Source organism: uncultured Pedobacter sp. (genome assembly GCF_913776295.1).
In the GTDB taxonomy this organism is placed as follows: Bacteria; Bacteroidota; Bacteroidia; order Sphingobacteriales; family Sphingobacteriaceae; genus Pedobacter.
The window spans coordinates 116376-142188 of sequence record NZ_CAJYOJ010000078.1 but is presented as its reverse complement, the minus strand read 5'-3'; the positions used below and the strand labels follow the sequence as shown (position 1 = coordinate 142188).

The following is a 25813-nucleotide window of genomic DNA, read 5'->3' as shown; positions in this document are numbered from 1 at the left end:
AAATGAACCTTTCGTCATCTATATTTCAGCATGACTTAAAACTTTAATAACTTTAGAAATTAGTTTGACAAGGTATCAAAACACATTTTTAACCCTTTTAGCAAAGATCCTTCGACAAGCTAACATTGACAGAATCCACTAGTTCGGTCGTCATTCTCACGCATGAGGGAAGCACGAAGTGCTCAGCGAAGCTAATCTTAATGCACGTTTTAAGATTCCCAATCAAGTTAGAATGACGATTTCCTGATGGATACTACCTAAGTAAATTTTATCTGTTAATCATATTGATTTTTATATCATAATTATTCCTCATGATGACAATTTTACTCCTATTATAGGTTACCAAAATGTTTAACACCAAGAATTTAAATTATAGATACCAGGATTTTTTCCTAAATATCGGCCTGTTGTTATGGATAGCCATATTGAATACTTACAACTTAACCAGCAAAATTTGGCTTAATTATGCCAGCTGCATTTTGGCGCTGGGTTTATGTCTACTACCTGTACTCGTCTTTTCTTTTTTTAAAGTCAGCCTAAAAAACGCCCTAACCCGAAAACGATACATTTCCTGCTGGTGCATTTTCTTCTTTATCCTGCTTCCGCTTTTTACGAATTTTGCATTTTACCTGCAAATTGCGAAGCTTGAGTACACTGTATTGATTTCGACAGCGCTACTGGCAATTTCCCTCGAAATGATGTTGAAGGCCAATCATTATTATCAGAAAAAAGTGAGGCATATTAAATGGATCAAAAAAATTGGCCTGGAGCATGCAGTGCTCATCACTATTGTTTTACTTGCTGCAACCATTTCCATAATGGCCGTTTCGAGTTTAAATAACCCCGTTTACCAACGAAACGGTTTCCGTTTAGTAGGTTTCGAGTTCGACTTAAAAGCACTTTGGTTTAATATTGGAATATTTTTTAGCTTCTTTTTACAATTTCTGATCATGTACTTATGCGGATACCTGCTTTTTTTGGTCAATAGCCGCCTACTGGTATCTAAAATCCTCAAAGAAAAAGGACTTTTAATTTATTTGTTAGCACTTTCTACCACAATTGCATTGCTGTATCCCCTATTGGCTCAGTTATTAATTTCACTACCTATTAACACAGTTTTCGGTCGGAGCATTTTCGAAACTAATCCATTTGAGCTTGAAAATGCATTAGGCGCACTTGCTATTATGCTCATTAGTCTACCAATAGTTTTGGCCCTGCAATGGGGCAAACAGAACAATAAAATCCTTTCTTTAGAAAAGGAAAACTCGCAACGTGAACTCGATTTACTGAAACAGCAACTCAATCCACATTTTTTCTTTAATACTTTGAACAACCTTTATGCTTTAAGCTTGCAAAAATCGGATAAAACACCTGAAACCATTTTACAATTATCAGAACTGATGCGCTATACGATTTATAAAGGGCAGGAAAAATCAGTCAAACTTTCGCAGGAAATTGATTATATTAACGATTACATTCAATTACAACAGATCCGGTTGCAGAAAAACTTAAATTTTGAATTCAACAAAAAGGTTAACGATGAGCAGCTGGAGATTGTTCCTCTTCTGCTGATTGTATTTGTAGAGAATGCATTTAAACATGGCATTGAACCTGCTGAAGACGAAGCTTCTTTAAAATTATATTTATCTGCTAACCATAAATCGCTCTATTTCTCCTGCGAAAATTCCTTCGATCCTGAAGAAAATGTCCATCATCAAGGGATTGGGATTGATAATTTAAGAAAAAGACTCGAATTGCTTTATCCTAATAAGCATACGTTGGATATCACCGCCACTGATCATATCTTTAAGGCAGAACTTAAACTTCAGCTAACATGAGCTTACGTTGTTTGATAGTAGATGATGAACCACTTGCACATGGTGTAATTATGGAGTATGCAAAAGATCTTCCTTTTATTAACATCATAGGCAGTTGTTACCGTGCTACAGAAGCATTGGATTTTTTAAGTAAACAACCAGTAGATCTCATTTTCCTGGATATCCGGATGCCGAAACTAAATGGTTTGGAATTTTTAAAGACTTTAGCACATAAACCTTTGGTAATCATCACCTCTGCGTACGAAGAATATGCTTTAGCAGGTTTTGATCTGGCCGTTTGCGATTATCTTTTAAAGCCCTTCAGGCTTGATCGTTTTATCAAAGCGGTAAACCGTGCGCTTGAATTGCACAAACTTAAAGGGCAAAAAGCTCAGCCTGCTTTAATTGAAAAACCAGTACAAATAAACAATGAGCTAATCTCGATTAAGGTTGACAAAAAGCACATCTTAATCAAATTAGCCGAAATACAATATCTGGAAAGCCTGGGTAATTTTGTAAAAGTTTGGAAAAACGGTGATTTTCTGTTAACGCCCAGAACGTTGACCAGTTTTGAAGATCAGGTATCAACAGATTTCGTCAGGATACATAAATCTTTTATACTTAATAAAAAGTATGTCGACTATTTGGAAGGAAGTACCATTGTACTTAAGAATGGCCAGGAAGTTCCAGTCGGTAAAAATTATAAAGGTATAATTAAACAATTACTTGATATAGCGGATTAACAGCATTTAGTTTTAATCTGACTGAACGAGCCGGGATAAGATTTCTATTTAAAAATTTATATTTATCGTTACAATACCTTTATTTCCATGCAGAATTTCTTTCCCGCTCAATATTCCACTTTATCAGCAGCCGTATTAAAAGATTATTTAATTGAAGCTTATGGGCTGGATCCATCTACAACCTGCCGGTTACTCATCAGAAATGTAAGCGACACCTATATCCTGGAAAATCGGAACCAGAAATATATCTTCAAAATTTACCGCGGTGCGCACCGTAAACGCAACGAAATTGAAGCTGAAGTAGAATTATTAAACATTTTAAACGCAAATGGAAATTCAGTTTCTTATCCAATCCGGGATGTGGAAGGAAAACAGATCCAACAGTTTAATGCTATTGAAGGCTTAAGAAATGGTATCCTATTTTCTTTTGCAGAGGGGAAAGTAGTTTTAGACCTAGAGGATAAGCACCTCAATCAATTGGGGCATGATATAGCTAAATTACATCAAAGTACTTCATCGATAAAACTGAGCAATCCGCGGCCGATATTCAATTTCGAAACCACCCTATTTGAGCCTTTAAAAGACTTCAAACCTCATTTTTCAGAAATGAAGGAAGAATATGAGTACTTAAAGAACGTTTCAGAAAAAGTAGTTCAAAAGTTTAAAGAATTCGATACTTCAACATTCAGTTATGGTTATTGTCATTATGATTTCTTCCCGAAAAATTTCCATTTTGATGAAGAGTTGAAAATCACCTTTTTTGATTTCGATTTTGCGGGACAAGGTTATTTAATTAACGATTTGATGTCGTTCCTGAACCATTATTTCTTCCACCAGCTGAATAACCAAATTTCCAAAGAACAGGCAGAGAAGGATTTCGATACTTTTTTAAATGCCTATCAAAAAGTCAGACCGTTAACAAATGATGAATTAAATGCCATTCCTTATCTGGGTATTACCTTCCATATTTTCTTTTTAAAGTTCTTTTATGACAATTACGATGATTGGTCAAATGGTTTTTTAACCCCCCGATATACCAAACACCGCGTGGCATTGATTAAAAAATGGGAAGAAACATATTGTAACTTTTAGGCAATCCGGCTTTAATGTCGATAGGCTTTTTTATCTTGTATAGCAATTTCAAAAATTAATAAGATGGATCAGAAAATAATAAACCTTTACGATGAGTATACCCACAGCCAGCTAAGCCGAAAAGATTTTATGAAAAAGCTGGCCGTCCTGGCTGGCAGCACAGCATTGGCCATGACGATCCTCCCAATGCTGGAGAATAATTATGCCGCCGCAGCAGATTTTAACCGTGATGATATCGAAGTGGAAAATATCACCTATCAGGGTGTTGAAGGTGAAATGAAGGGAGTTTTGGCTAAGCCAAAAGGTAAAAGGAATCTGGGCTGTGTACTGGTGATCCACGAAAACAGAGGCTTAAATCCACATATTATTGAGGTTACCAAACGTGTTGCCAGTGAAGGTTTTCTGGCTTTGGGAGTTGACGCGCTCTCCCCGCTTGGTGGAACGCCAGCAGATGAAGATAAAGGACGCGAGCTAATCGGTAAATTAGATCCTGAAAAAAATCTGGAGAATTATTTAAGGGGACTTGATTATTTACGAAAGAGAAAAGATGGTAACGGCAAAGTAGGTTGTGTTGGCTTTTGCTGGGGCGGTGGCATGGCTAATAAATTAGCGGTGAACGACCCGAAACTACAGGCCGCTGTGGCATATTATGGTGCGCAGGCCAATGCTGCCGATGTTCCTAAAATTAAGGCGAGTTTAATGTTGCACTACGCTGGTTTGGATGAAAGGATTAATGCCGGGATTCCAGCTTACGAGCAGGCTCTAAAAGACAATAAAATTAATTACAAGATTTACATCTATGACGGTGTAAATCATGCATTTAATAACAATACTTCACCCACCAGGTATAACGAGGCCGCAGCAAAACTCGCCTGGAACAGAACGATTGACTTGTTTAAACACAAATTGGCGGTATTGACTAGGTAAATCCTTCTTTTGCGACCAGGGTTCTTTAATTGATTCCGTCCTTTCGAATGAAGCATAGCGGACGTAAGCTCGGTGAGCTTCAGTCGAAATGATGCCTTTCGCATACCCGCCATTTCGAGCGGAGTGCAACGCAGTCGAGAACCCGAAGACTCAGCGAAGCTAAATCTTTTAAAGTTGCTGATAATACAGTTCAAAGATTTCTCCCCGCCTGTACAGGCAGACGTTTCGCTACCAATGAAAATTGGTAAGTTTCAGTTGAAATGATGAGCGGTTCTAGATCTAAAACAAATCCGTTTTCAGCATAGTCTTTAAAATATTTGATTGAACATCAAAATTATTGAGGTGATTGAGGAAGTTGATATCCGATATTTTAGCATAGCTATCTTCCAATAATTGAACAACCTCATTCGGAATGGCTGTTTTTAAAACCGCAGCGTTGCTTTTCAACTTATCGTTTTTATATTGTAGTTCCTGTATAATCCGCTCCCTCTCAGATAGGTTGTTTGTTGTGTCCAGGTTTTTCAAAATCGTTAAATCGCAGAATAGGAAGAGATTTCTACTGGGGAAAAACAGATAATAATAATCTTCATCCAAAAATCTATAAACCTCAATCACGAGTTCGCCTGATTTTAAACCAATATAAAATTCAGTCCTGAAATCATGTTTGCAAAGCTTGCCCATTAATTTCTTCTCGATGGTTGCATACACATTGGTATATACTTGCCTATTTTGAAAATCAATCAATTTTGAAAATTGATCTGTGGTAAGATCGAAATAAAAATCGTTGGCGTACCTGGAACTAAAAACGTTGATGTTCTTAGAAAAAGGAAAATCTGAACTCAGCTCAGACAATACACTAAATAACTTCCGCAGCGATAAATTAATTTTAAGCGACTGCTTTTGTTTATCCTGCTGAAAGTTTTTCTGACCAGCAAGCGTACCCGTCATCCGGTCAATCAGTTCTTCATTCAGGTCAATTTCATCGTAGATAAGCGATACGTTTTTCTCATTGCTCTTTTTAATCTTTCTGAGCAGATCGATTACGCTATCGGTAAACTGAAGGTGGAAGAGATCTAATTTTTCGATCTCCAGTTCTTCGTTATTGGCAAAAAGTTGATGAATAACCTGGCTCCGTAAGTAAATTTTATAAATCACCTCATCATCAAAAAACACAGAGAGCAACTGTAAACGGTTGATCTCTGCGCTTGATTTCTTGAGAATATTTAAACGGAATTCATCCATACTTTAATTAATTCACCCTCGTTACGTTCTTTTTCAGCTCTGCTTCCAGCGTTTTAAGTTCGCCATCTAATACCCTTCTGCTGTGTGCGCCTGCTTCGTGGATCTGTTTTACCTCGTTCAGTGTCTCGATCAGCGATGAAGTGGTTCGTTTCAGGGTTTCCAAAGATACTACTGTTTTTTCATTCTCCTTGGCTACATCGATACTGTTTTGTTTCAGCATCTCTGCATTTTTCTGTAAAATGGTATTGGTGGTATCCGAAATTTTCTTCTGCATCTCTACATTGGCCTTTTGCCTTTGTAGCGCAACTGCAATTGTCAGTTGATTTTTCCAAACCGGAATGGTGGTAGAAACTATCGACTGCGCTTTTTCTGCAATGGAAGTGTTGTTGTTCTGAACCACACGGATCTGTGCCAAAGATTGTAACATGATAAAACGCACAATCTTCATATCGGCCAGTCTTTTATCCAACCGGCTGATGAAATCCCTCAAATCGGCAATTTCATAATCCTGATAATCAGCCGGACGCCCTTCCATTTCGGCCAGTTTAATACTCAGTTCGTTGTATTTTAGTTGTCCGGCAATAATGAGTTCTTCCATTTGGTGGATGTACCCAACATTGCTATCAAACATGGTTTGCAGCGAACTGTTATCCTTAATAGAATTTAACCTTCCAGCTTTAATTTTGTTGGTAATCTTATCGATGTTATTAACCACCACATCATATTTCTGGAAAAGCTTTTTCACATCAACCACTAAATTTTTTAAGAACGGAATCTTCGAGATGAAACTCTTAAAGCCGCTCTGCTCCAGTTCAGATACATCGATGTAATTCAGTTCGGTTAGCAGCTCGTTAATTAAACCGCCAACCTCACCACTGTTATAGGTACGTACAGACGATAGAAAATCGTTACTGTATTTTTCCATGGAGTTTTGGGCATCGCTTCCATAATTCAGGATCGAATTTACATCCGATGGTTCTAACGATTTGCCAATTTCCTGGTATTTAGCCGTTTCTTCAGCTGTTATTTTTTCGAGGTCAACATTTCCGTCCTTATCCAGCTTAACCGGAGTAAGGGCCTGAGTAACGTTTGGGTTGGTTTCCATAGTTTGATCAATTACCAGCTTTACAGCTTACAAATAGTTTTGGGTTACAGTTTTAACAGTATCTTCCAGTTTTCTATCTCTGGTTGGTTCGCCAATGGCATTAAATTTCCATTCGCCGTTTTTCTTATAAAAAACCCCCATCACCATGGATACATGGCCTTTAAAATTGGCTCCGTTGGCAATGTCGAATTTGGCAAATACCTCGTTCACCCGTTTAGTCGTGCCTTCATAAATGCGGATAGAAGCAAACGGGATCGTACCAAAATCATGCCCTCTGAAACTGTTCAATACAAAGGCAACATAACTCACACTGGCATCCAGTTGTGAAAAATCAATGGTGATAATTTCGTTATCTAAACCATCATCGCCCCCCATATCGCCGGTTAAATCGTCACCGCTGTGTTTTACCGAGCCATTTTTGGATTTAAGGTTGCCAAAGTAAACGACTTCTAAAAGCAGTTTGTTTTCATTATATAAAGCACAGCTTGCATCTAAATCTACGGCCTCTTTTGATGATCCAAAGCCAAATAAACCCTTTTTTTCAATTGCACCCCAGTTTATCCCTACGCAAGCTTGTTGAAGTGTGCTTCCATTGCTTTTTTCCAGACTGATGCGCTGTCCTTTTTGAAGATTGATTGCCATAATATTATTGATATTTATTTAAATAATCCTGTAAACCACCTTTCATACCCACGCCAACGGCTTCAAATTTCCATTTGCCTTCGCGTTTGTAAATCCTGCCGAATTCTACTGCTGTTTCAATAGAGAAATCTTCTTCTAATTCATATTTTAAGATCACTTCATTGGTTACCGCATCAAAAATACGGATGAAAGAATTTCTAACCTGACCGAAATTCTGTCTTCTGCTATCCGCCTCATGGATGGTGACTACAATACACATCTCATTTACTTTTGAATCGGCCCTGGTTAAATCAATTTTGATCTGTTCATCATCGCCATCACCATCGCCGGTTAAATTGTCGCCGGTATGTTCTACTGCTCCATCTGGTGAAACCAGGTTATTGTAAAAAACAAAATTCTCGTCAGAAATCAATTTCTTCTGATCATTTAAGATAAAAACTGATGCATCTAAATCGAATGCAGAACCTGTTGAAGAGCTGTTGGTGTCCCAACCTAAACCTATTGTAAATTTAGGCGCATCGATGTTTTCACGTTGCCCCTTTTGCAAATTAATAGCCATATTTAAATTAATTTATAGTTGTTGTTTTTGATATAGTCCTTTATGAGATGTAAATTTTTCGAATATGCCTCTATCATATGGTAATTATTCCCTAGTGAAAGATCGTAAAGCTCATTGATAAAATCAGTGCTCCGGCGCTCTAAAAAGATGGTAAAACTGCTCGATGTCGCATTTAAAATGTATTTCACCATACGGGTATTGAACCTGAAATTGCCACTATCGATAATCTCTTCCAGATCGAAAATAGATTTGACCTGATGGTAATTAAGGAAGTTTTCTACATTGGGATGGATATTTTTATTCACCAGTTCGGCAAAATAAAGCATGTGCATTTCATTTTTTAGACCATACTCTTTTGCCATTTTTAAGATCATCCGCTCATGGCTCCCGGTAATCCTGATATCATCCAGAAATAAAAGCGTTTTGCCGGTAAGAAACTCTTTATCGATATGGAATGAATCATTACCGATCAGCGAAAGCCTTTCTTCAGCACTCAATTCGCCGTAATCCTCTTTATAGGTAATGGTTCTATGCACTTTTGTTTCCTGTACGGCTAAACCACCGTTTTCGACCAGCCAACGGTTAAGCTGGCAAACGAAATAGTTTTTCATGGCAAAAGTTGCCGTTGGGATAAAGCTATAAGGACTGGATATCACCACAATCTGGTCAGTAATTAAATTATCCGCCAGGTAATACCTGATAAAGCCGTCGGCAAGGTCTTTACCAAAAGATCGCGCCACCAGATCGTCGCCAAATTTAAAGCGGCTGTAATCATCGGCATTAAAACCGAAGTCGACTGTATTGTCTATTTTATGAAGAGAGAAGTTATACGGTATCATAGAGTAGGTTTAAAATAGATAATTTATTGGAATTGATGAGCATACTGTTAATCCCTATTGCTTGCGCTCCACGGATATCGGCATGGGGGTTATCTCCAACATGGATAACGTCCGTTAATAATAATTCAGGGTGTTTGGCTCTGTCGATACGATCCAACATCAGCTGAAAAAAGCCTGCGTTGGGTTTAGACATGCGTACTTCATCAGAATAAAGCTGGAAATCGATATACTGGCCAATGCCTAAATGTTCAATGACTTTTTTTAAGGTTTTACCTTTAATAAAACCGGTGTTACTCAATATGTTGGTAGAGCAATTTCCTGAGTCTTTAATCTTGGCCAATACGGCTAAACAATTATCACAGTAAAGTTGCGGCATATGGTTAAATACGATCTGCTCCATATCCTTATCGAGCACTTCGAGATCGACATCATTAAAGTTAAAATCGTGATCATTGATCATACTGATGATCATTAAATACATTTCATCCGCATCAACATTTTTACCTGCTTTTTCATTAATGGCATTTACCATCAAATCTACCTGGCGAAAAGTAATGGCAATTTCGTCAATGCTTTTATGCTTACTGTTAAAATTTCTGAAAAAATACGCTACCCGCTCCTGCTTGTAAGTTGGATTAGATTTAATTAACGTTAACCAAAGATCGAATGAGTAGTGTTTGTAAAAAGCCATCGCCTTCTATTTCATAATCTGTTTAATAAGTGCTAATATTACAAATTTGATTGTACAATTAGAAGCGGTTGATTGTAAGATTTATGACAGATAAGCCTTTGATTATGATTTATCCAATACGTCTTCGGCTTGTTCAGAGATCATGACATCACTTTTGTGTTTTTTAGGATAATTGAACAGAAGCGAGGTTAATACCGGTATGAGGAAAATGGCTACCGTAAAAATAGAAACAAAAAGATCTGTTTGTTCTCCTTCAATGGCATGAGAAACCGGCGACTCGGGATAAAAATGCGTAAATATGGAGGAGGTGAGTTTAATACCCAAAACACCAATTACAATAAAGGCCACCGTTTCTAAAAAGGTAAATTTTTCCATTAGTTTTACAAAGGCCTGTGCTACAAAACGCATAGCTAAAATCCCGATAAAAACACCAATGTAAATTAACCAGATATGATCGGTAAAAGCTACCGCAGCAAAAACATTATCAATGGAAAAAGCTAAATCCATCACCTCTACTAAAGCAACTGTAGCCCAAAAATTGCCAACCAAACCAACGGTAGATTTATAAATCCAGCTTTTACTTTTATCTACTTCCTCCTCTTCCTCATTCTTTTTACTGTTCTTTTTTCTAAAATAATCGAAAGCCAGGTATAAAAGGTATAAACCGCCAAGTGGTTTTAACCACCAGATTTTTACTAACCATGCTGCCAGAAATAAACAGATCCCTCTGAAAACATAAGCACCGATAATACCATATTTTAATGCTTTTTCTCTTTGAGATTTCGGCAGGTCCATGACCATAGTTGCCAGAACGGCAGCATTATCAACGGATAATAAACTTTCTATTACAATTAAATTTAAAATAATTAATAATCCAGCTTGTATATCATCACCTAAAATTGTGTGCAAAAAATCCATGGAGCGATTGTGTGTATGTTTTAAATTAAACTTCTAGTTAAAAGCAAAGAAACAAAATTTTATCATTTCTGCTAGTTATATTGTGTTTTATGGTTAGAACGACAGTTATTAGAATTGTTACAGATCTGGAGCCGAATATTAATGAGCGGCATCTAACTGATAAATGACACCATTATTCCCGGCCAACAAAACCGCCTTACCTTTCTTTGCCTTTTGAACAGCATTAAAACTCTTATCGGAAATGTGTTTCCAGTTCAGCCCCCCATCGGCAGAAATATCAGTGCCCGAAGTACCCGTTGCAACTAAAGTCTTAGCATCAATATAAGTTACACCCGACCGAAAACCTGAAACCGGTGTAACCGACTTTTGCCAGGATTTGCCTCCGTCGTTCGTGAACAGTACATTATTGGCATTTTCTTTATCCTTTAAATAGTTACCGCCAACGGTTATACCTGTTTTCTCGTTAAAAAAATCAATGGAGAAAGGGCCTGTGCTTCCCTCACCCTGTAAAATCGGGCATTTAAACACTTGCCAGGTTTTTCCATAGTCAGGAGAAAAATAAATATTCGATACCATACCACCGGTTGCCACCCAGGTTTTACCTCCGGGTAATGTTTTAATGGTAGTTCCGCTAGCGGCGAAACCAGCTTCACCTTTAGCCATACTGACTTTCAAATTTGTAGAAATATCCTGCCAGCTGTTACCTGCATCAGTGGTTTTAAGTAATTGCATTTTATCATTTATGGGATCACCGAAAATGATTCCTCTATTTTTGTCCCAAAAGCCTAAACCGTCCAAAAATATTGCCGAATCTATATTTTTATAATTTTCTGTCCAGGTTTCACCTCCATCGATGGTTTTTAAAATGAAGGCCGGAGAGGCAATTCCTACAATAATGGCCTGTTTATCATTGAACGCTTCAATATCCCGGAAATCGATTTTTTCGTAACCTTTCGGGTTTACCCATTTCCAGGTGATGCCGCCATCGGTGGTTTTGCCAACCGTACCATTACTTCCGCTTACCCAGGTCACCTGATCTGATACCACACTTAACCCACGTAAACTGGTTTTGGCACGTTCATTTAAAGGCTTTAAAGAATACGACTGCGCAGCGCAAAAAAAAGGTGCCAATAAAAGGCACCATATCATTTTTCTCATTGATAGCTTATTTTACCCGTTTAAAAGTTTCTGATCTTCCTAAAAGCGAGATACCAACATATCCGCGGATATTAAGTACATCAGCACTTTTTAAAGTCATGTTACAGCTATAGGTTTTACCACTCTTTGGATCATAAATTGTCCCGTCAGTCCACTTGCCATCTTCATAAACAAAATCTTTTAATATTTCCAGGTTTAGCAAAGCGCGTTTCTGCAGATTGGCATTAGGGTTTTTGGCATCCAGTTTAGGTTTACCATTTAGGTTTGGTTCTTTCATCCAGGCCAGTTTTCCATAGAATTTATCACCTTTTTTATAGATTTCTATTTGTCCTTCACCTGATGGATTAAGCCATTTGCCAATAATTGCATCTTTATTCTGCGCCGAAGCAGAAAATGACAGGGCTACAAAGAGTAGCATCAAAAATGGAAACTTTCTCATATTTTTTTTATTTCTAGTTAGTTTTTAAAGATAATCATTACGCCTGATATCGAAACAGTAAATAAAGGGAAAAAGTATGAGAAAGTTTTTAAAACTGCAAATTATCTGGAAACTATGGGCAGATACTTCGCCCGATAGGCATAAAACAGGAACAAATTAAATAAAAGCATGACGCCTGCCATCGGTAAATCTTTCGGATCCAAAAATGCATGATAAAGAAAAATGTTAAGGGTAACCGGAAAAATGATCAGCGCAGCCAATGGCGCGGTACGGTTAATCAGCAAGAGTATCCCACCTATCAGCTCTGTTATCTTGATTAAAGGCATTAGATAAACAGATGCCATAATACCCGACATAAATGTAGTTTGAGCTGCCGACATCGCAGGAGCCTCTTTAGGCATTAAATTAAAGAAAAAGCTTACTGAGGCGAAAAGATACATGGCGGCCAGAAGTACGCGTACAACAATTACTGCTATTTTCATAAGGGTTAAGTTTTAGTTTGTATTTTAAAAATAATAAAATCTATTGATTCAACCGGTTATCAGTTCATTGGTCATTAGTCATTCGCGCATTGGTTGTTGGTTATTAGCTGATTGACAATAAGTGCAGAATTTCAAGCCGCCGTTTTAGTGTTATAGGTTGCTTGTTCATGGCCAGATATCTTAGCATAATGAATCAAACCCTAACATTCATCACCGCCTGATGATCTGGTTATTTGTTGTCAAATAATTCATCCTGAAATTAATCACTAGCCGTTGATTAAGGATAAATTGATCTTTAATCTACCGGCAATATTCGACCAGAAACTCCAGGCTTTACACTTTGAGCTTGAGATTTAAAACTCTACTGATAATCATAATTCACCATCCATTGAATACCAAATTTATCAGTGGCCATGCCAAACAGTGCATTCCAGAAGGTTTTCTCTAAGGCCATGGTTACGGTACCCCCGGCTGACAGACCATCAAACAAACGTTTTGCTTCTTCTTCGCTAGTGGCGTCAACAGAGAGTGATATGCCCGTACCAAATGTTGCCGGCGGCATCGGATTGGTGACATCAGTACCCATTAGCATATTGCCACCAATAGGTAGGGCAATGTGCATCAATTTTTCCTGATCGCTTACTGGCATGCTGCCGCATCCCGGAGCATCTTTATAACGTTGTACAACCAAAAATTCGCCACCAAAAACCGACTTGTAAAAGTTGAATGCCTCTTCGGTGTTGCCATTAAAATTTAAATATGTGTTAAGTGTTGCCATTGTTTTTTGTTTTAATTCCTTTAATGTGGGTTGTTATGATTTGGTTCTATCTATATATATATTCTTGTGAACAAAGGGCGTCTTGCTTAATTTCCACCGGCCGGTCGGAAGTTAAGCAAGACGTTACAAGGAAATCTTCGTCAACTTTACATCCATCCAACACCCCCAGTCTTGACCATCAAATTGCTCCCATGTACCCTCAATTGTATGGGTTTTAAAATTTCCTTTAAATCTTTCCGCATCACCAAATATTAAAATGATATCAGCATAAATTTTAAGGGTAGCTATTGAAGTACGGCCTACATTATCGAAAGATTGCGACCGAAACACATCTTCCATATCATCATAGTGCATAATTTCCAAAGAGCGGATAGTTTTGTTGCCAAACTTCACATCAACCTCATGTTTCAGGAAAAAGCCGCCGTCAACCCACTCATAGGTATCTGTCCCGGCAATTACCACCCCTGATTTTGTTAAACCTTCTGTTTTCCATTTGCCGATATATGGATTTAATAGATCAAGCTTATTGTTTCTCATAAATTTTTCAAAATGCCAATATATTTCATTGGCTTCTTATACTATTATTTCCGATCAACTGTAATTAGTTCGTATCTGGTTATCTATTGGGCAATTCACCATATCTCCATAGGCTTGATGTAGTTGCAAAAACCGATCATTTAAAATGATATGCTTTCCATCGGCACGTAACATATTGATGCTATTTTATGAGGTAAGCATAATTATAGTACCCTACAGGCATTGTGAACCAGATCATTTACCTGCAATAAAGTTAGTGGTTAATTTAAGTGAACACCCTTGCCATAAAAGTCAATTTTGAGGGGCATTTCAGACAAATTGTATATATATTTACGATACCTAAATTTTAACCAAATGATGCAAGTTGGTATTTTACTGCCCCATAATTTCAGACTCTTAAGCATAGCAGCAATTTTAGATGTATTTGACACCGTAAATGGTTTTTACACAAAAGATGGTCAGGAAGCCCCATTTAACATTAATTTAATCACCCTCGGCCATCATCATTATAGCTTTAGCACACATCCCCATTTACCCTTGGAAGATACAGGTCGGCTGGCATTAATTTTAATCCCGTCATTTGCCAACCCTGATATAAAAGATTGTATCCACGCCAACAGTGAATACCTCCCATGGTTAACTAAACAATATACCGAAGGAGCCGAAATCGCCACCTTTTGCACCGGTGCATTTTTACTGGCCGCATCTGGATTGCTGAATGGCAAAACGGCCACTACACATGTAGATGCCTGTGCTGCTTTTTCTACTGCATTTCCATTGGTGCATTTAAAGGCTGATAAAACGGTAACACAAGACGGCAGATTATTTACCAGCGGCGGCGCTACCTCTACTTTTCATTTGTTGTTGCACCTGTTACAGCTTCATTGCGGAAAAGATATGGCCGTTAAAGTAGCCAAAATTTTTGCCATTGATATGGACCGCGTAAACCAGTCTTATTTTAGCACCTTCCAACCGTTGCGCCACCATAATGACGAACTTGTTGCTTCTGCTCAGCAGAAAATTGAAAATAATTATCAGGATGTAGCCACTATTGAAGAGATGATCAAAGATATTCCTTCCAGCAGAAGAAATATAGTACGCCGCTTTAAGCAGGTAATTGGGATTACCCCTATTGAGTATCTTCAACAAACCCGGATCGAAGCCGCTAAAAAACTGTTGGAGCAAACCGCACAGCAAATGACAGAGGTTATTTACAATTCGGGGTATAATGACCCAAAAGCATTTAGGAAAGTATTTAGAAAATCTGTAGGGATGACACCATCCCAATACCGGGATAAATTTCAGCCGAAATAAAACTTAATTGAAGGCTAAAGCATGTTACACAAAAACTAAATTAATAGTTTTCAACACGAAAAATCAATTTTGTTGATAATTTGCGTCAAATAAATGCACAATAATATCATATTAAGGATAACTTAACGTTATAATTACACTAACCAAATAACAAACTTTATGAGCACATTCCTTTTAGTCATTGCGGTATTTTACTTTATTTCTTTTGGATTAATGTTGTACTGTTATTTTTCCGCTGAACAGATTCCCAGCGATGATGAAAAATTTTAATTAGCCTTTCTCTGTCATCCAAGTTAGCCTCTCCCTTAAGTTACACATCAACTTTTAGAAAAACCTATCTATGTCTTTCATCAAATCTGCATTCAATATAGCTCAACAATAATTTTATTTATCCGGCCAGCCATTTAATTAAATAGGGAGCAGCTCCTGTATACCATAAAACTGCGGCAATTAAAAATATAGCAATGAGAATCCATAAAATCGGCCATCCTTCAAACTTGTGTTTGGAGCCAGTCGTATAAGGGTTATTAAGGTTATTATGGTCATTGTCTATCCAATCACCTTTTTCTTTGGGTTTCGGATTAGAGGTATTGCTCATAAAATATTCGGTTAGAGTACAAACTTAAGTTATAAACCTATTATTATCAAAAATAAGTTTCAACATTCGGCTGCATCAGTTTTCAATCGAAGAACAGAACCTGATTTAACCGGACATCAACAATATTTGTGCGAATATTTTTAACTTCCGGTATTTCCAACAGGAAAATGATATTAAAAAACTCATTAAGATACATTATTGCCTGGAAAAAGCCTGCTGATATTTCAATGGCGTTTTACCTGTTATTTCCCTAAAATATTTGTGGAAACTGGTGAAATTGTAAAATCCACAATCATAACAGATTTCTTTCACAGTCAGGTTATTTTCGATCAATAATTTGCAGGCCTGCCCTACCCTGATCTCATTTAGAAACTGCGTATAGGTTTTTCTACTTTTGGTTTTAAAGAATTTACAGAACGAATTTGGGCTAATTTTAGCTACTGCAGCGATTTCTTTTAGTTCTATCTTATTCTTGTAATTGCTAATGGTATAATTATAAATAGATTGGATCCTGTCTTTTTCATTATCTAAAAAATTAGGTTTAAAACCCAATGATACCAACGTGTTTCTTTCTTCACAATTGGCTATTTCTGTTAATACTTCGAGTATTTTGATAATCCGCATGGTGCCTTTTGCGTCAATAATCTGCGGCATTAAACCGGCAATTTTTTCTTTCGAAACACCTTGCAGCTGAATTCCCTGTGTTGATTGCAGCATAACCTTTCTGATTTCCTGATTTTCGGGTAGTTCCAGAAAGTCTCTTCCCAAAAAATCTTCTTTAAAATGAATCACGTAAACATCAACTGGTTCACAAACTTTATCATCAAAAAATTCCGGATCAAAACGCCAGTAATGCGGCAGATTGCTCCCCAGCAAAATTACATCGCCATCCTTAAAATTTTTGATGCTATCGCCGATAAACTGCGTACCCCTTCCTTTTTTAATGTAAATCAATTCCAAAGCAGAATGGTAATGCCAACGGTTATTTACGTCGGGCATAACATCTCTTCTCGCGCTAAAAGAATCTACAGAATTGGTCGATACATTAAGTAAATGCGGTTTCATAAAATCTAAAAAATCAATCTAATATGCAAAATTAATTTACAATGCGAAAAATCAAGCTAATATCATTTAATAATTAGATGATAAGGTTAAATTTTTATTAATGCTGAACGGTTTAATTTGTAAAGCTGCAATTCACCAGAAACGCCATATGAAGTTGGATTATTTTCGTTTTGTTATATAAATAAATTGTACGCTAAATTTGCCTTTAGCTCCACAGCCCGGTCAGAAAAAACTTTGCCTGGTCTTAATCAGTTGGTAGTTAATAGCCGGAGGTTCCCAAAGTTTAACTATTTTTATTTTAGCAACAACTGCTTAAACCATTTTATAACCAAATAAACATGAGCCAAATTACACCTGCAAATTTTAAAGTATCCGGTCAATCAAAAAATGGCAGCGGATATTTATTCCCCCTAATTTTAGTTACCAGTTTGTTTTTCTTCTGGGGCTTCGTCCACAATCTCGATCCGATATTGATTCCACATTTACGTAAGGCGTTTCAACTAAATGTCTTCGAATCAACCCTGGTCGATTCATCTGTTTTTATTGCCTATTTTTTACTGGCACTACCTGCAGGCTATATTATGCGCAGATACGGTTACAAAAGCGGTATTATTCTCGGACTTTTTTTATTCGCCATTGGCTGTTTACTATTCATACCTGCGGCCAATACTGCACAATATGTTTTTTTCTTAGGTGCTCTTTTTATCATCGCTTGCGGTTTAACCTTTCTGGAAACGGCGGCAAACCCTTACGTCACCGTACTGGGGCCACCCGAAACTGCTACGCAGCGATTAAACTTCTCTCAATCCTTTAATGGTTTTGCGGCTTTTTTAGCACCGGTAATCGGAGGTAAATTTATTTTTACCGAAGTAAAGTATACCGATGCACAATTGGCGAAAATGTTCCCTTTGGAAAAACAGGCTTATATGCTCGAAGAAGCGTCGACTGTAAAGGCACCGTACTTAATTTTAGGCATCCTGATTATAATAGTCGCTATCCTATTCATTTTCACCAAACTGCCTGACATCAAGGAAGAAGAAAATGTTGAGGAAAAAAGCAGCTTTCGCCATGTATTAGGCCACAGCCATTTACGCTGGGCAATTATTGGTCAGTTTTTTTATGTAGGCGCACAGGTTTGCGTTTTGAGTTTATTCATCAGTTTCGTAACCTCATCAGCCAGTATAAGTCAGTACGAAGCAAAGTGGTATGCTGGTGCAGCAGGTTTAGCTTTTATGATCGGCAGATTTGCAGGCACCATTTTTATGAGGTGTATCGCGCCACATAAGTTATTGATGTTGTACGCATTAATCAGTGCTTTGCTTACCCTTTTAGCCATTTTTGGAAGCGGAATGATTACCGTTTATGCATTGATTGGTGTCGCCTTTTTTATGTCGATCATGTTTCCAACCATATTTTCGTTGGGCATTGCCGGTTTGGGTAAGGATACAAAACTGGGTTCCTCTTTAATCGTAATGTCTATTGTTGGTGGTGCATTTTTGCCTCCGGTTTTAGGCCTTATATCTGACGCGGCCCACAACATCCAGTATGGCTACCTGGTTCCTTTTGTATGCTTTCTGGTAGTGTTTTACTTTGGCTGGAAAGGATGGAAACCCGATCATGTAGAAAAAGAAATAAGTTTAGAAGTATAAATTGACAATGAAAAAATTAGTCATCAAAATTAACCATGCTGATAACGTTTTAGTTGCGTTACAAGACCTGCCGACGGGTACCTTAATATTGCATGAAGAAAATACCTATGTTATTGCTGATGAAATTCCAGCCAAACATAAATTTTTTATGCATGACATGAAAGCTGGTGATGAAGTAGTGATGTATGGCGTTCTGGTTGGAAAAGTGCAGTTTGACGTAAAAGCGGGTATGCGAATGAACGTTGATAATACCAAACATGCTGCTGAACCATTTGCCTATCGCAATTTTGACTATAAATGGAATGCACCTGATGTGCACAAATATGCAGACCGCAGCTTTAACGGTTATCACCGTAAAAATGGCGAGGTGGGTACGGCTAATTATTGGCTGTTTATCCCTACTGTTTTTTGCGAAAACAGGAATTTAGATATCATCAAAGAATCGCTTTATGGTGAATTGGGTTATGCTGTGGGCGATAAGTATAAATCTTATACACACAAACTGGTTCAGGCTTTTGAAAATGGAGAGGACATCAATAAGATTACTTTTGAGCCTAAGGTAAATCGGCCCAACCGCACTTTTAAAAATGTAGACGGCATTAAATTTCTGACGCATAATGGTGGATGTGGCGGAACACGACAGGATGCTGATACGCTAAGCAAATTACTGGCAGCTTATGCCCATCACCCCAATGTGGCCGGAATAACCGTTTTAAGTTTGGGTTGCCAGCATTTGCAGGTAGCGGATTTTAAACGCGATCTTTTTGCCCTGGATCCGGATTTTGATAAACCCCTTTTAATTTTTGAGCAGCAAAAAGCACAAAGTGAAGAACAATTGATCCAAAATGCAATCCGCAATACTTTTGAAGGATTGATGTTTATTAATAAACAGGAACGTAAAGCAGCACCGCTCAGCAAAATGTGCGTAGGGGTTAAATGCGGCGGCAGCGATGGTTTCAGTGGCATTTCCGCAAACCCGGCAGTTGGTTATTGTGCAGATTTGCTGGTTGCACTGGGTGCGAAAGTTTTGTTGGCAGAGTTCCCCGAACTTTGCGGTGTAGAACAGGAAATGATCGACAGATCTGTTGATCAGGCAACTGCTGAAAAGTTTATCCGCTTAATGACTGAATACGATGATTTGGCACATAAAGTTGGATCCGGCTTTTATATGAATCCTTCTCCGGGAAACATCAAAGACGGTTTAATTACCGATGCCATCAAATCAGCAGGTGCTGCCCGAAAAGCAGGCTCCTCGCCTATTGTAGATGTTTTAGATTATACTGAACCTGTAACCAAACCCGGTTTAAGTTTAGTATGTACCCCGGGAAATGATGTGGAAGCCACTACGGGTAAAGCCGCTGCCGGAGCGACCTTAATTTTATTTACCACGGGCTTAGGCACACCGACAGGAAACCCGGTTTGCCCGACCATTAAAGTCGCTACCAATTCTGTTCTGGCCAACCGAATGAGTGATATCATTGACATCGATACCGGACCTGTAATTAACGGAGAAAAAACCATAAACGAAATGGGCGAAGATATATTGGAATACTGTATTAAAGTAGCCAGTGGAGAAGAAATGCCAAAAGCCGTACAGCTCAACCAGGATGATTTTATCCCCTGGAAAAGAGGGGTTAGCTTATAAGGAAAGGTGAGATGTCAGATGGAAGATGGAAAAGTTAATAATAAAAACCATCATTAACTCCCTAAGCTATCAAGTAGAGCAAGTAGAGTAAAAAGGAATGAGGAAATCTACATCGCTAAGTCCATCACTATGCCCTCTGCAAAAAGCGGTATGCACAATGACTAAGTAATAAAAGAAAAACATAACCGAATATGAATTTAAATTTAAACGATAAGATAATTCTGGTAAGTGGTGGAGCAAAAGGCATCGGCGGAGCAATTGTTAAAGCCCTGGCTATTGAAAATGCTTTTCCGATCATTATTGGCCGCAGTGAAAATGATAATATAAAAATGCTGAAGGAAATAACAGATACAGGTTTAAAAGCCGATTATTTCACCGCTGAGCTCACCCTGCCAGAGCATTGTAAAAACATTATCGATGCCATATTAACCAAGTATGGCAGAATTGATGGTTTGGTGAACAATGCAGGTGTTAATGACGGTGTAGGTTTGGAGAATGGTACCTACGAAGGCTTTATAGAATCACTACATAAAAACGTGGTACATTATTATCTTTTGGCCAAATATGCCCTGCCTGCGTTAAAACAAAGCAAAGGTTCAATTTTAAATATCGGGAGCAAAACAGCAGAAACCGGTCAAGGCGGAACATCCGGTTATGCAGCATCGAATGGTGCCAGGAATGCTTTAACACGCGAATGGGCCGTAGAATTATTGCCCTTTAGCATCCGGGTAAATGCCATTATTGTTGCCGAAGCCTGGACTCCGCTATACGAGAAATGGATAAATTTTTTTGATGATCGTGATGCAAAGCTGAAAAATATCACTGATAAAATCCCTTTTGAAAACCGGATGACCACTGTAGAAGAAATTGCCAATACCGCCGTGTTCTTATTGTCAGATAAATCGAGTCATACCACCGGACAACTGATTCATGTAGATGGCGGTTATGTACATCTGGATAGGGCGCTGTTGTAAAATATGTACGTTCAGTTCCACAAGATATGTCATTCGAGCGCAGCCAGGAACCACAAAGTGCCCCGCGAAGCTGATCTTTAATGCATTTCTTAAGATTCCCCTCTGATAGCCATCGGATCAAGTTGGGAATGACTTAACACGTTTCAGTAATCTATTTCCTCCACCCCTCGGTCTGTGTCCCCACAGACCGAAACTTAACTATATACAGTAATCCCGCCGTGTTGTCTTTTGCCTATTTCTGCTTCCTCTCTGCTAAATATGCGTGCCATAATATCATGGTTGCAATGGTACGATAAGGTTTAAACTGATCAGCCTCTAATAACACTTCTTCTTTAGTCACTCCTGTTACCAAGCCTTTTACTTTCTTTAACGAGTTTACCGCAGCCAGATCCCCTATCGGGAAAATATCCCTGTGGTGCAGCATAAAAATCAGGTAAATGTCAACAGTCCAATCACCAATGCCTTTGATACTTTTAAGCTGGTTTCTAATCGTCCGATCATCCATTTCCTCCATTTCGCTTAGAGACAATTCTCCGCTAACAATATTTTCGGCTAAATGGCGGACATAAGCTGTTTTTTGTCGGCTGAAATAGCAGTCTCTTAATTCCTGATCGGTAAGTAATAGAAACCTGGCAGGCGTAACCTCTTTAATTTTCTCTTTCAGCTTATTCAATGCGGCGAGTGCCGAAGCCAAAGAGACCTGTTGTTCCAAAATAATATGCACCAATGATTCGAAAGTATTTGGCCGCGACCAAAAGGGCGGATAACCGTATCGATCCAAAATCAATTGTAATTCCGGGTGAAGGCTACCTGATAAATCGCAGAGCTGATGATAATTAGCCTGATCAAATTTTTCGAACATAAATGTTTTATTCAAATATAAAGGGAATGTTTGATAAAAAAATTGGCTGCCCTGAGTAAAACATTGGTCAACAGCATGCAATATAGCTTTATTCCTTCGCAAGCTTCCCATCCGGTGTGGAAAATTAAATCCAGACTCAAATCCTCCTGAGAAAACGGAAAAAACCAATTTTAATCCCAATTTAAGATGAGATAATTACTTTTGTTAGATGCTTAAGATTGGAATAGCTGAAGATGACCTTAAAATTGCTGAACTTTTGAAGTCGGCACTTGAAGAAAACGATTATCAGGTACTTACTGTAGCCAATGGGATTGATGCGTTAAATCTTTTTTCAAGTGAAAGTTTTAATCTCCTGATTATCGATGTCATGATGCCAGGCTTAAACGGCATCCAGCTTTGTAAGCACCTTAGAGAAAATGCATTGCAAACCCCGATACTCATGCTTACCGCCATGGGTACCATTGATGATAGAGTTATCGGTTTAGAGGCCGGTGCCGATGATTATCTCGTAAAACCTTTTCACCTGAGGGAACTTTTAGCCCGGGTTACCGCGCTATTGCGAAGGCAGCCACCTATTGAAACGAAAACAGCCCATAAATTATATTTTGAAGACCTTATACTTGATACCTACAGCAAAGAAGTTAGCCGCGCAGGTAAACCGGTCGAATTAAGTGCTAAAGAATTTATCCTGCTGGAACTTTTTATGCGCAACCCAAACCGTTTACTCTCCAGACAATTTATAGCTGAGCAAGCCTGGGATATCAGCTTCGAAACCGGGACCAATGTGATAGATGTTTACATCAATTTTCTGCGAAAAAAAATCGAAAAAGGTTTTGAACGGAAACTTATCCATACCAAAATCAATATGGGATATATCCTGAAGTAAATGAAAATTAAAGATCGCATAGCACTATATTTTACACTAATCAGCACTTCGATGCTTTTTGCAGTGCTTTGTACAGTGTACTTTACTTTTATGAAATTTCTGGAGGCCGACTTTTTCGAACGCCTTACCGACCGTACGATGGTTACCGCTAAACTGTACCTCGAAGCTGATGAAATTAGTCGCGATGTATTGAACACGGTACGCCATAAATACCTTCAAAAATTAAACAGTGAAGTAATCCGTATTTATGACGAGAATAACAATGCTACTTTTATCGGCGATACTGCTCAATATTGGACCCCTGCAACGATTGATCAGGTACGCCGGAAAGGCCGTTTAAAATATACGGATGGTCAGCGACAGGTAGTGGGTATTTATTATAAAGATAATCAGGGCAACTTTGTGATCCTTGCTTCGGCTAACGACCAGGGTTCGCACAACAGGCTCGACAAACTGTTGAAGATCATGATTTTTATCTTTATTCTTATTTCACTTCTGGTATTACTTTTGAGCAGGTGGGTTGCACAAAAAATGCTGAAACCGCTGCAGAAATTTATGATCGAAGTAAAGCAGGCCAGTGCTCACAACATGGAATTCAGGGTAGAAGAAAAAAAGAATAAAGATGAGATTAACCTCATTGCCCAAAGTTTTAACCATTTAATGGAAGAGCTGGAACAGGCTTTTATCCTGCAGAAAACCTTTGTAGCCAACGCCTCGCATGAACTTAGGACACCTGTTACCCGGATCATGATGAATGCCGAATTGGCACTATCGAAAGAAAGAGATCAGATTGCCTATCAAAAAGTGATCGCTTCGATGCTTGATGATGCCGAAAAAATGGAACATACCATTACGGGTTTAGTGGCGCTCGCAAAAATGGACCTTGATCTGATCAACTCGCAACTTGCTCCGATCAAACTTGATGATCTGCTTTCCAAGATCCAAACCGAATGGAAAGCACAAAAAAACCTTGACCTTAACATTTCTTATCAAAACCCCATTGATCCAGAACCTGAGCTACTGGCAAATGCTACTCTGCTACAGATTGCCCTGGATAATATCATTTCCAATGCTTTTAAATTTTCCAATAACCAGCAAGTGAATGTTCTGATAGAAACCATTAACGACCAGTTGTTCATCCATATTACCGATAATGGATCGGGTATTCTGCCAGATGATCAGACAGCTATCTTTAAACCTTTCTATACCCGTGCAAAACAGCAGGGCCAACATGGCGAAGGCATGGGACTTTACATGGCCAAAAAAATTATCGATCTGCTTAAAGGTGAGATTACCCTTAGCAGCCCAGAAAAAGGGGGCAGCATTTTTTCGGTGAAGTTGAGAAAACTTTAGTAATTACTCTCCCTCTTCCATAAAAAAGTCGTCATCTCTACCGAAATGCAGCGGAGTGCCCGCCTGTGCGGGCGGGGAGAGATCTACCTCAAAACAGATTTCTCGACTGCATTGCACTCCGCTCGAAATGATTGTGATGAGTAATGAGGTCAACCCCAACTTTAATCCCTTTTTAAGCCCGATTTAATCCCCTTTTAATGTGGTAAAAATAGCTTTGCCGTTATGATAAGGATATTTTCATGGCTCATTCTTTTTTGGGCATTAACAATCCGTGCAACTTTCGCACAAAGCGATACATTAAGTTTAAATTTAAGCCAGGCCGAAAGCCTGTTTTTAAGGAACAATTTCGATTTGCTGACCAGCAATTATGAAATTGATCAGGCCAAGGCAGAAATTATTACAGCCAAACTTTTCGAAAATCCAACGCTAGAATACGAAAATCTTTTTTACAATCACGAAACAAAAAAATTCCTGCAAACTTCTTATGCCTATGGCCAGTATGCCGGATCAATTTCCCAACTCTTTAAACTTGCAGGCAAGCGCAACAAAAATATAAAACTGGCCGAAACCGGAGTTAAGATGGCCGAATACGAATATTTTGACCTGATCAGAACACTCAAATTTGAACTTGAGAATACTTTTTACAAAACTTATTTCGCCGCACAATCCGTTAAAGTATATCAGGAACAGATCAGCTCTACCGATCAGCTGGCGAAAGCTTATGATCTTCAGTTAAAGATGGGCAATGTTGCTGCAAAGGATGTGATCAGGATTAAATCGTTATTGATTAACCTCAAAGCAGAACAGGCTGAATTACTGAATGACCTGGAAGATTACTATAAAGACCTGAAGTTACTTTGTGGCATCAGTGCTTCCACGTCGGTCTCTTTGGTTTTGGATAAATCAGCCCTCACTTCCCCTGCCATTGATAAAATCCCCTACCAGGCATTGCTAGATTCAGCAAAAGCCAATCGTGCTGACCTGAAAGTGGCCAAAACCAATCTGCTTTACAACGAACGTAATTTAAAGCTTCAGAAAGCAATGGCAATTCCTGATATAGAAATTGGACTCAGCTACGACCTCAAAGGGAATTATCCGGAGAAATATACCGGTTTAGGCATTAAAATTCCCATTCCGCTTTTCTCCAGAAATCAGGGAGAAATTAAAAAGGCTCAGATTGGCATAAACGCAGCAGATGTAAATATTAAAAAACAGGAAGCCTTATTGGAGCATGAGGTATTTAACAGTTACAAGACTGCTTTACGCAATGAAAAACTATATGCTGAGATTGATCCTGCTTTCAGTACTGATTTTAATACACTTATTTCTGGCCTGATTAAAAACTTTAAGGCAAGAAACATCAGTCTGATCGAATTTTTGGACCTCTACGATGCCTATAAAGAAAATACGCTTCAGCTTAATAAACTTCAATACGAAAGAATGAGTACACGCGCTGAAATCAATTATGTAACTGGTTCTAACATTTTTAAATAAATCT

General features: G+C 38.3%; 26 protein-coding genes. 11 read left to right on the top strand and 15 right to left on the bottom strand.

Annotated elements, in window-relative coordinates; genetic code table 11:
- The first annotated feature begins 347 nt into the window (after nucleotides 1-347).
- From QZ738_RS18375 to QZ738_RS18360, 4 genes are all read left to right on the top strand, one after another.
- On the top strand, nucleotides 348-1838 hold the full coding sequence (locus QZ738_RS18375) for a sensor histidine kinase (RefSeq protein WP_293789296.1): 1491 nt from the start codon (nucleotides 348-350) through the stop codon (nucleotides 1836-1838).
- Nucleotides 1835-2560: a LytTR family DNA-binding domain-containing protein gene (locus tag QZ738_RS18370; protein WP_293789294.1), complete on the top strand. Its 726-nt coding sequence runs from the start codon at nucleotides 1835-1837 to the stop codon at nucleotides 2558-2560. The genes QZ738_RS18375 and QZ738_RS18370 overlap by 4 nt, the downstream gene beginning before the upstream one ends.
- An 87-nt stretch (nucleotides 2561-2647) precedes the next feature.
- Entirely contained in the window at nucleotides 2648-3652 is a 1005-nt protein-coding gene (locus tag QZ738_RS18365; RefSeq protein WP_293789292.1) for a phosphotransferase, read from the top strand.
- Nucleotides 3653-3715: 63 nt separating this feature from the next.
- The gene (locus QZ738_RS18360) at nucleotides 3716-4579 is read left to right on the top strand and encodes a dienelactone hydrolase family protein (RefSeq protein WP_293789290.1); all 864 of its coding nucleotides are present in this window, start codon (nucleotides 3716-3718) and stop codon (nucleotides 4577-4579) included.
- Nucleotides 4580-4858: 279 nt separating this feature from the next.
- On the opposite strand, the gene QZ738_RS18355 is transcribed toward QZ738_RS18360, so the two are convergent.
- The 12 genes from QZ738_RS18355 to QZ738_RS18300 all read right to left on the bottom strand — a co-directional run bounded on the left by QZ738_RS18355 (nucleotide 4859) and on the right by QZ738_RS18300 (nucleotide 13969).
- On the bottom strand, nucleotides 4859-5821 hold the full coding sequence (locus QZ738_RS18355) for a hypothetical protein (RefSeq protein ID WP_293789288.1): 963 nt from the start codon (nucleotides 5819-5821) through the stop codon (nucleotides 4859-4861).
- 7 nt (nucleotides 5822-5828) lie between these two features.
- Nucleotides 5829-6926 carry a toxic anion resistance protein gene (locus QZ738_RS18350; RefSeq protein WP_293789286.1) on the bottom strand — a complete coding sequence of 366 codons (1098 nt, stop codon included), beginning with the start codon at nucleotides 6924-6926 and terminating at the stop codon, nucleotides 5829-5831.
- 27 nt (nucleotides 6927-6953) lie between these two features.
- Nucleotides 6954-7568, bottom strand: coding sequence for a TerD family protein (locus QZ738_RS18345; RefSeq protein WP_293789284.1), 615 nt, complete (start codon nucleotides 7566-7568; stop codon nucleotides 6954-6956).
- A gap of 4 nt (nucleotides 7569-7572) precedes the next feature.
- Complete coding sequence (locus QZ738_RS18340) at nucleotides 7573-8127, bottom strand: TerD family protein (protein ID WP_293789282.1); 555 nt, start codon at nucleotides 8125-8127, stop codon at nucleotides 7573-7575.
- 2 nt (nucleotides 8128-8129) lie between these two features.
- Nucleotides 8130-8966 (bottom strand): phosphoribosyltransferase family protein, encoded by an 837-nt coding sequence (locus QZ738_RS18335; RefSeq protein ID WP_293789280.1) that lies wholly within the window; start codon nucleotides 8964-8966, stop codon nucleotides 8130-8132.
- Complete coding sequence (locus QZ738_RS18330; RefSeq protein ID WP_293789278.1) at nucleotides 8953-9657, bottom strand: HAD family hydrolase; 705 nt, start codon at nucleotides 9655-9657, stop codon at nucleotides 8953-8955. Before QZ738_RS18330 ends, QZ738_RS18335 begins: the two co-directional genes overlap by 14 nt.
- Nucleotides 9658-9759: 102 nt before the next feature.
- Nucleotides 9760-10575 carry a DUF475 domain-containing protein gene (locus QZ738_RS18325; RefSeq protein WP_293789276.1) on the bottom strand — a complete coding sequence of 272 codons (816 nt, stop codon included), beginning with the start codon at nucleotides 10573-10575 and terminating at the stop codon, nucleotides 9760-9762.
- A gap of 138 nt (nucleotides 10576-10713) precedes the next feature.
- Nucleotides 10714-11733 carry a YCF48-related protein gene (locus QZ738_RS18320; protein WP_293789275.1) on the bottom strand — a complete coding sequence of 340 codons (1020 nt, stop codon included), beginning with the start codon at nucleotides 11731-11733 and terminating at the stop codon, nucleotides 10714-10716.
- A gap of 7 nt (nucleotides 11734-11740) precedes the next feature.
- The gene (locus QZ738_RS18315) at nucleotides 11741-12172 is read right to left on the bottom strand and encodes a DUF2147 domain-containing protein (RefSeq protein WP_293789273.1); all 432 of its coding nucleotides are present in this window, start codon (nucleotides 12170-12172) and stop codon (nucleotides 11741-11743) included.
- 101 nt (nucleotides 12173-12273) lie between these two features.
- Nucleotides 12274-12654, bottom strand: coding sequence for a DoxX family membrane protein (locus QZ738_RS18310; protein WP_293789271.1), 381 nt, complete (start codon nucleotides 12652-12654; stop codon nucleotides 12274-12276).
- A 361-nt stretch (nucleotides 12655-13015) separates the two neighbouring features.
- The gene (locus QZ738_RS18305; protein ID WP_293789269.1) at nucleotides 13016-13432 is read right to left on the bottom strand and encodes a VOC family protein; all 417 of its coding nucleotides are present in this window, start codon (nucleotides 13430-13432) and stop codon (nucleotides 13016-13018) included.
- Between the two features lie 123 nt (nucleotides 13433-13555).
- Nucleotides 13556-13969 (bottom strand): hypothetical protein, encoded by a 414-nt coding sequence (locus tag QZ738_RS18300; RefSeq protein WP_293789268.1) that lies wholly within the window; start codon nucleotides 13967-13969, stop codon nucleotides 13556-13558.
- 354 nt (nucleotides 13970-14323) lie between these two features.
- Between QZ738_RS18300 and QZ738_RS18295 the strand changes: the two genes are divergently transcribed.
- Nucleotides 14324-15283 (top strand): GlxA family transcriptional regulator, encoded by a 960-nt coding sequence (locus tag QZ738_RS18295; RefSeq protein ID WP_293789266.1) that lies wholly within the window; start codon nucleotides 14324-14326, stop codon nucleotides 15281-15283.
- 388 nt (nucleotides 15284-15671) lie between these two features.
- On the opposite strand, the gene QZ738_RS18290 is transcribed toward QZ738_RS18295, so the two are convergent.
- A complete protein-coding gene (locus QZ738_RS18290) occupies nucleotides 15672-15881 on the bottom strand; it encodes a hypothetical protein (protein ID WP_293789264.1) in 210 nt (69 codons plus the stop codon).
- Nucleotides 15882-16076: 195 nt separating this feature from the next.
- A complete protein-coding gene (locus QZ738_RS18285) occupies nucleotides 16077-16946 on the bottom strand; it encodes an AraC family transcriptional regulator (RefSeq protein ID WP_293789263.1) in 870 nt (289 codons plus the stop codon).
- A gap of 338 nt (nucleotides 16947-17284) precedes the next feature.
- On the opposite strand from QZ738_RS18285, the gene fucP reads away from it, so the two are divergent.
- From fucP to QZ738_RS18270, 3 genes are all read left to right on the top strand, one after another.
- Nucleotides 17285-18595 (top strand): L-fucose:H+ symporter permease, encoded by a 1311-nt coding sequence (gene fucP, locus QZ738_RS18280; protein ID WP_293789261.1) that lies wholly within the window; start codon nucleotides 17285-17287, stop codon nucleotides 18593-18595.
- A gap of 7 nt (nucleotides 18596-18602) precedes the next feature.
- Nucleotides 18603-20240: a UxaA family hydrolase gene (locus QZ738_RS18275; RefSeq protein ID WP_293789259.1), complete on the top strand. Its 1638-nt coding sequence runs from the start codon at nucleotides 18603-18605 to the stop codon at nucleotides 20238-20240.
- A gap of 191 nt (nucleotides 20241-20431) precedes the next feature.
- Nucleotides 20432-21214 carry an SDR family oxidoreductase gene (locus QZ738_RS18270; protein ID WP_293789257.1) on the top strand — a complete coding sequence of 261 codons (783 nt, stop codon included), beginning with the start codon at nucleotides 20432-20434 and terminating at the stop codon, nucleotides 21212-21214.
- Between the two features lie 232 nt (nucleotides 21215-21446).
- Here QZ738_RS18270 and QZ738_RS18265 read toward each other — a convergent pair whose 3' ends face one another.
- Nucleotides 21447-22076 (bottom strand): DNA-3-methyladenine glycosylase 2 family protein, encoded by a 630-nt coding sequence (locus tag QZ738_RS18265; protein WP_293789255.1) that lies wholly within the window; start codon nucleotides 22074-22076, stop codon nucleotides 21447-21449.
- A gap of 208 nt (nucleotides 22077-22284) precedes the next feature.
- Here QZ738_RS18265 and QZ738_RS18260 point away from each other — a divergent pair, with 208 nt between their 5' ends.
- The 3 genes from QZ738_RS18260 (at nucleotide 22285) to QZ738_RS18250 (ending at nucleotide 25809) form a co-directional block, all read left to right on the top strand.
- Entirely contained in the window at nucleotides 22285-22962 is a 678-nt protein-coding gene (locus QZ738_RS18260) for a response regulator transcription factor (RefSeq protein WP_293789253.1), read from the top strand.
- Entirely contained in the window at nucleotides 22963-24315 is a 1353-nt protein-coding gene (locus QZ738_RS18255) for a HAMP domain-containing sensor histidine kinase (RefSeq protein WP_293789251.1), read from the top strand. It abuts the gene before it with no gap.
- Nucleotides 24316-24537: 222 nt separating this feature from the next.
- Nucleotides 24538-25809 carry a TolC family protein gene (locus QZ738_RS18250; protein ID WP_293789249.1) on the top strand — a complete coding sequence of 424 codons (1272 nt, stop codon included), beginning with the start codon at nucleotides 24538-24540 and terminating at the stop codon, nucleotides 25807-25809.
- The last annotated feature ends 4 nt before the right edge of the window (nucleotides 25810-25813 follow it).

What these genes read in the sequence shown, in the direction of transcription:
- QZ738_RS18350 (WP_293789286.1), bottom strand. Translation starts at nt 6,926, where the DNA reads ATGGAAACCAACCCAAACGTTACTCAGGCCCTTACTCCGGTTAAGCTG.
- QZ738_RS18340 (WP_293789282.1), bottom strand. Translation starts at nt 8,127, where the DNA reads ATGGCTATTAATTTGCAAAAGGGGCAACGTGAAAACATCGATGCGCCT.
- QZ738_RS18375 (WP_293789296.1), top strand. Translation starts at nt 348, where the DNA reads ATGTTTAACACCAAGAATTTAAATTATAGATACCAGGATTTTTTCCTA.
- QZ738_RS18305 (WP_293789269.1), bottom strand. Translation starts at nt 13,432, where the DNA reads ATGGCAACACTTAACACATATTTAAATTTTAATGGCAACACCGAAGAG.
- QZ738_RS18300 (WP_293789268.1), bottom strand. Translation starts at nt 13,969, where the DNA reads ATGAGAAACAATAAGCTTGATCTATTAAATCCATATATCGGCAAATGG.
- fucP (WP_293789261.1), top strand. Translation starts at nt 17,285, where the DNA reads ATGAGCCAAATTACACCTGCAAATTTTAAAGTATCCGGTCAATCAAAA.
- QZ738_RS18370 (WP_293789294.1), top strand. Translation starts at nt 1,835, where the DNA reads ATGAGCTTACGTTGTTTGATAGTAGATGATGAACCACTTGCACATGGT.
- QZ738_RS18365 (WP_293789292.1), top strand. Translation starts at nt 2,648, where the DNA reads ATGCAGAATTTCTTTCCCGCTCAATATTCCACTTTATCAGCAGCCGTA.
- QZ738_RS18345 (WP_293789284.1), bottom strand. Translation starts at nt 7,568, where the DNA reads ATGGCAATCAATCTTCAAAAAGGACAGCGCATCAGTCTGGAAAAAAGC.
- QZ738_RS18330 (WP_293789278.1), bottom strand. Translation starts at nt 9,657, where the DNA reads ATGGCTTTTTACAAACACTACTCATTCGATCTTTGGTTAACGTTAATT.
- QZ738_RS18260 (WP_293789253.1), top strand. Translation starts at nt 22,285, where the DNA reads ATGCTTAAGATTGGAATAGCTGAAGATGACCTTAAAATTGCTGAACTT.
- QZ738_RS18335 (WP_293789280.1), bottom strand. Translation starts at nt 8,966, where the DNA reads ATGATACCGTATAACTTCTCTCTTCATAAAATAGACAATACAGTCGAC.
- QZ738_RS18320 (WP_293789275.1), bottom strand. Translation starts at nt 11,733, where the DNA reads ATGAGAAAAATGATATGGTGCCTTTTATTGGCACCTTTTTTTTGCGCT.
- QZ738_RS18360 (WP_293789290.1), top strand. Translation starts at nt 3,716, where the DNA reads ATGGATCAGAAAATAATAAACCTTTACGATGAGTATACCCACAGCCAG.
- QZ738_RS18250 (WP_293789249.1), top strand. Translation starts at nt 24,538, where the DNA reads ATGATAAGGATATTTTCATGGCTCATTCTTTTTTGGGCATTAACAATC.
- QZ738_RS18255 (WP_293789251.1), top strand. Translation starts at nt 22,963, where the DNA reads ATGAAAATTAAAGATCGCATAGCACTATATTTTACACTAATCAGCACT.
- QZ738_RS18325 (WP_293789276.1), bottom strand. Translation starts at nt 10,575, where the DNA reads ATGGATTTTTTGCACACAATTTTAGGTGATGATATACAAGCTGGATTA.
- QZ738_RS18315 (WP_293789273.1), bottom strand. Translation starts at nt 12,172, where the DNA reads ATGAGAAAGTTTCCATTTTTGATGCTACTCTTTGTAGCCCTGTCATTT.
- QZ738_RS18275 (WP_293789259.1), top strand. Translation starts at nt 18,603, where the DNA reads ATGAAAAAATTAGTCATCAAAATTAACCATGCTGATAACGTTTTAGTT.
- QZ738_RS18285 (WP_293789263.1), bottom strand. Translation starts at nt 16,946, where the DNA reads ATGAAACCGCATTTACTTAATGTATCGACCAATTCTGTAGATTCTTTT.
- QZ738_RS18290 (WP_293789264.1), bottom strand. Translation starts at nt 15,881, where the DNA reads ATGAGCAATACCTCTAATCCGAAACCCAAAGAAAAAGGTGATTGGATA.
- QZ738_RS18355 (WP_293789288.1), bottom strand. Translation starts at nt 5,821, where the DNA reads ATGGATGAATTCCGTTTAAATATTCTCAAGAAATCAAGCGCAGAGATC.
- QZ738_RS18265 (WP_293789255.1), bottom strand. Translation starts at nt 22,076, where the DNA reads ATGTTCGAAAAATTTGATCAGGCTAATTATCATCAGCTCTGCGATTTA.
- QZ738_RS18310 (WP_293789271.1), bottom strand. Translation starts at nt 12,654, where the DNA reads ATGAAAATAGCAGTAATTGTTGTACGCGTACTTCTGGCCGCCATGTAT.
- QZ738_RS18270 (WP_293789257.1), top strand. Translation starts at nt 20,432, where the DNA reads ATGAATTTAAATTTAAACGATAAGATAATTCTGGTAAGTGGTGGAGCA.
- QZ738_RS18295 (WP_293789266.1), top strand. Translation starts at nt 14,324, where the DNA reads ATGATGCAAGTTGGTATTTTACTGCCCCATAATTTCAGACTCTTAAGC.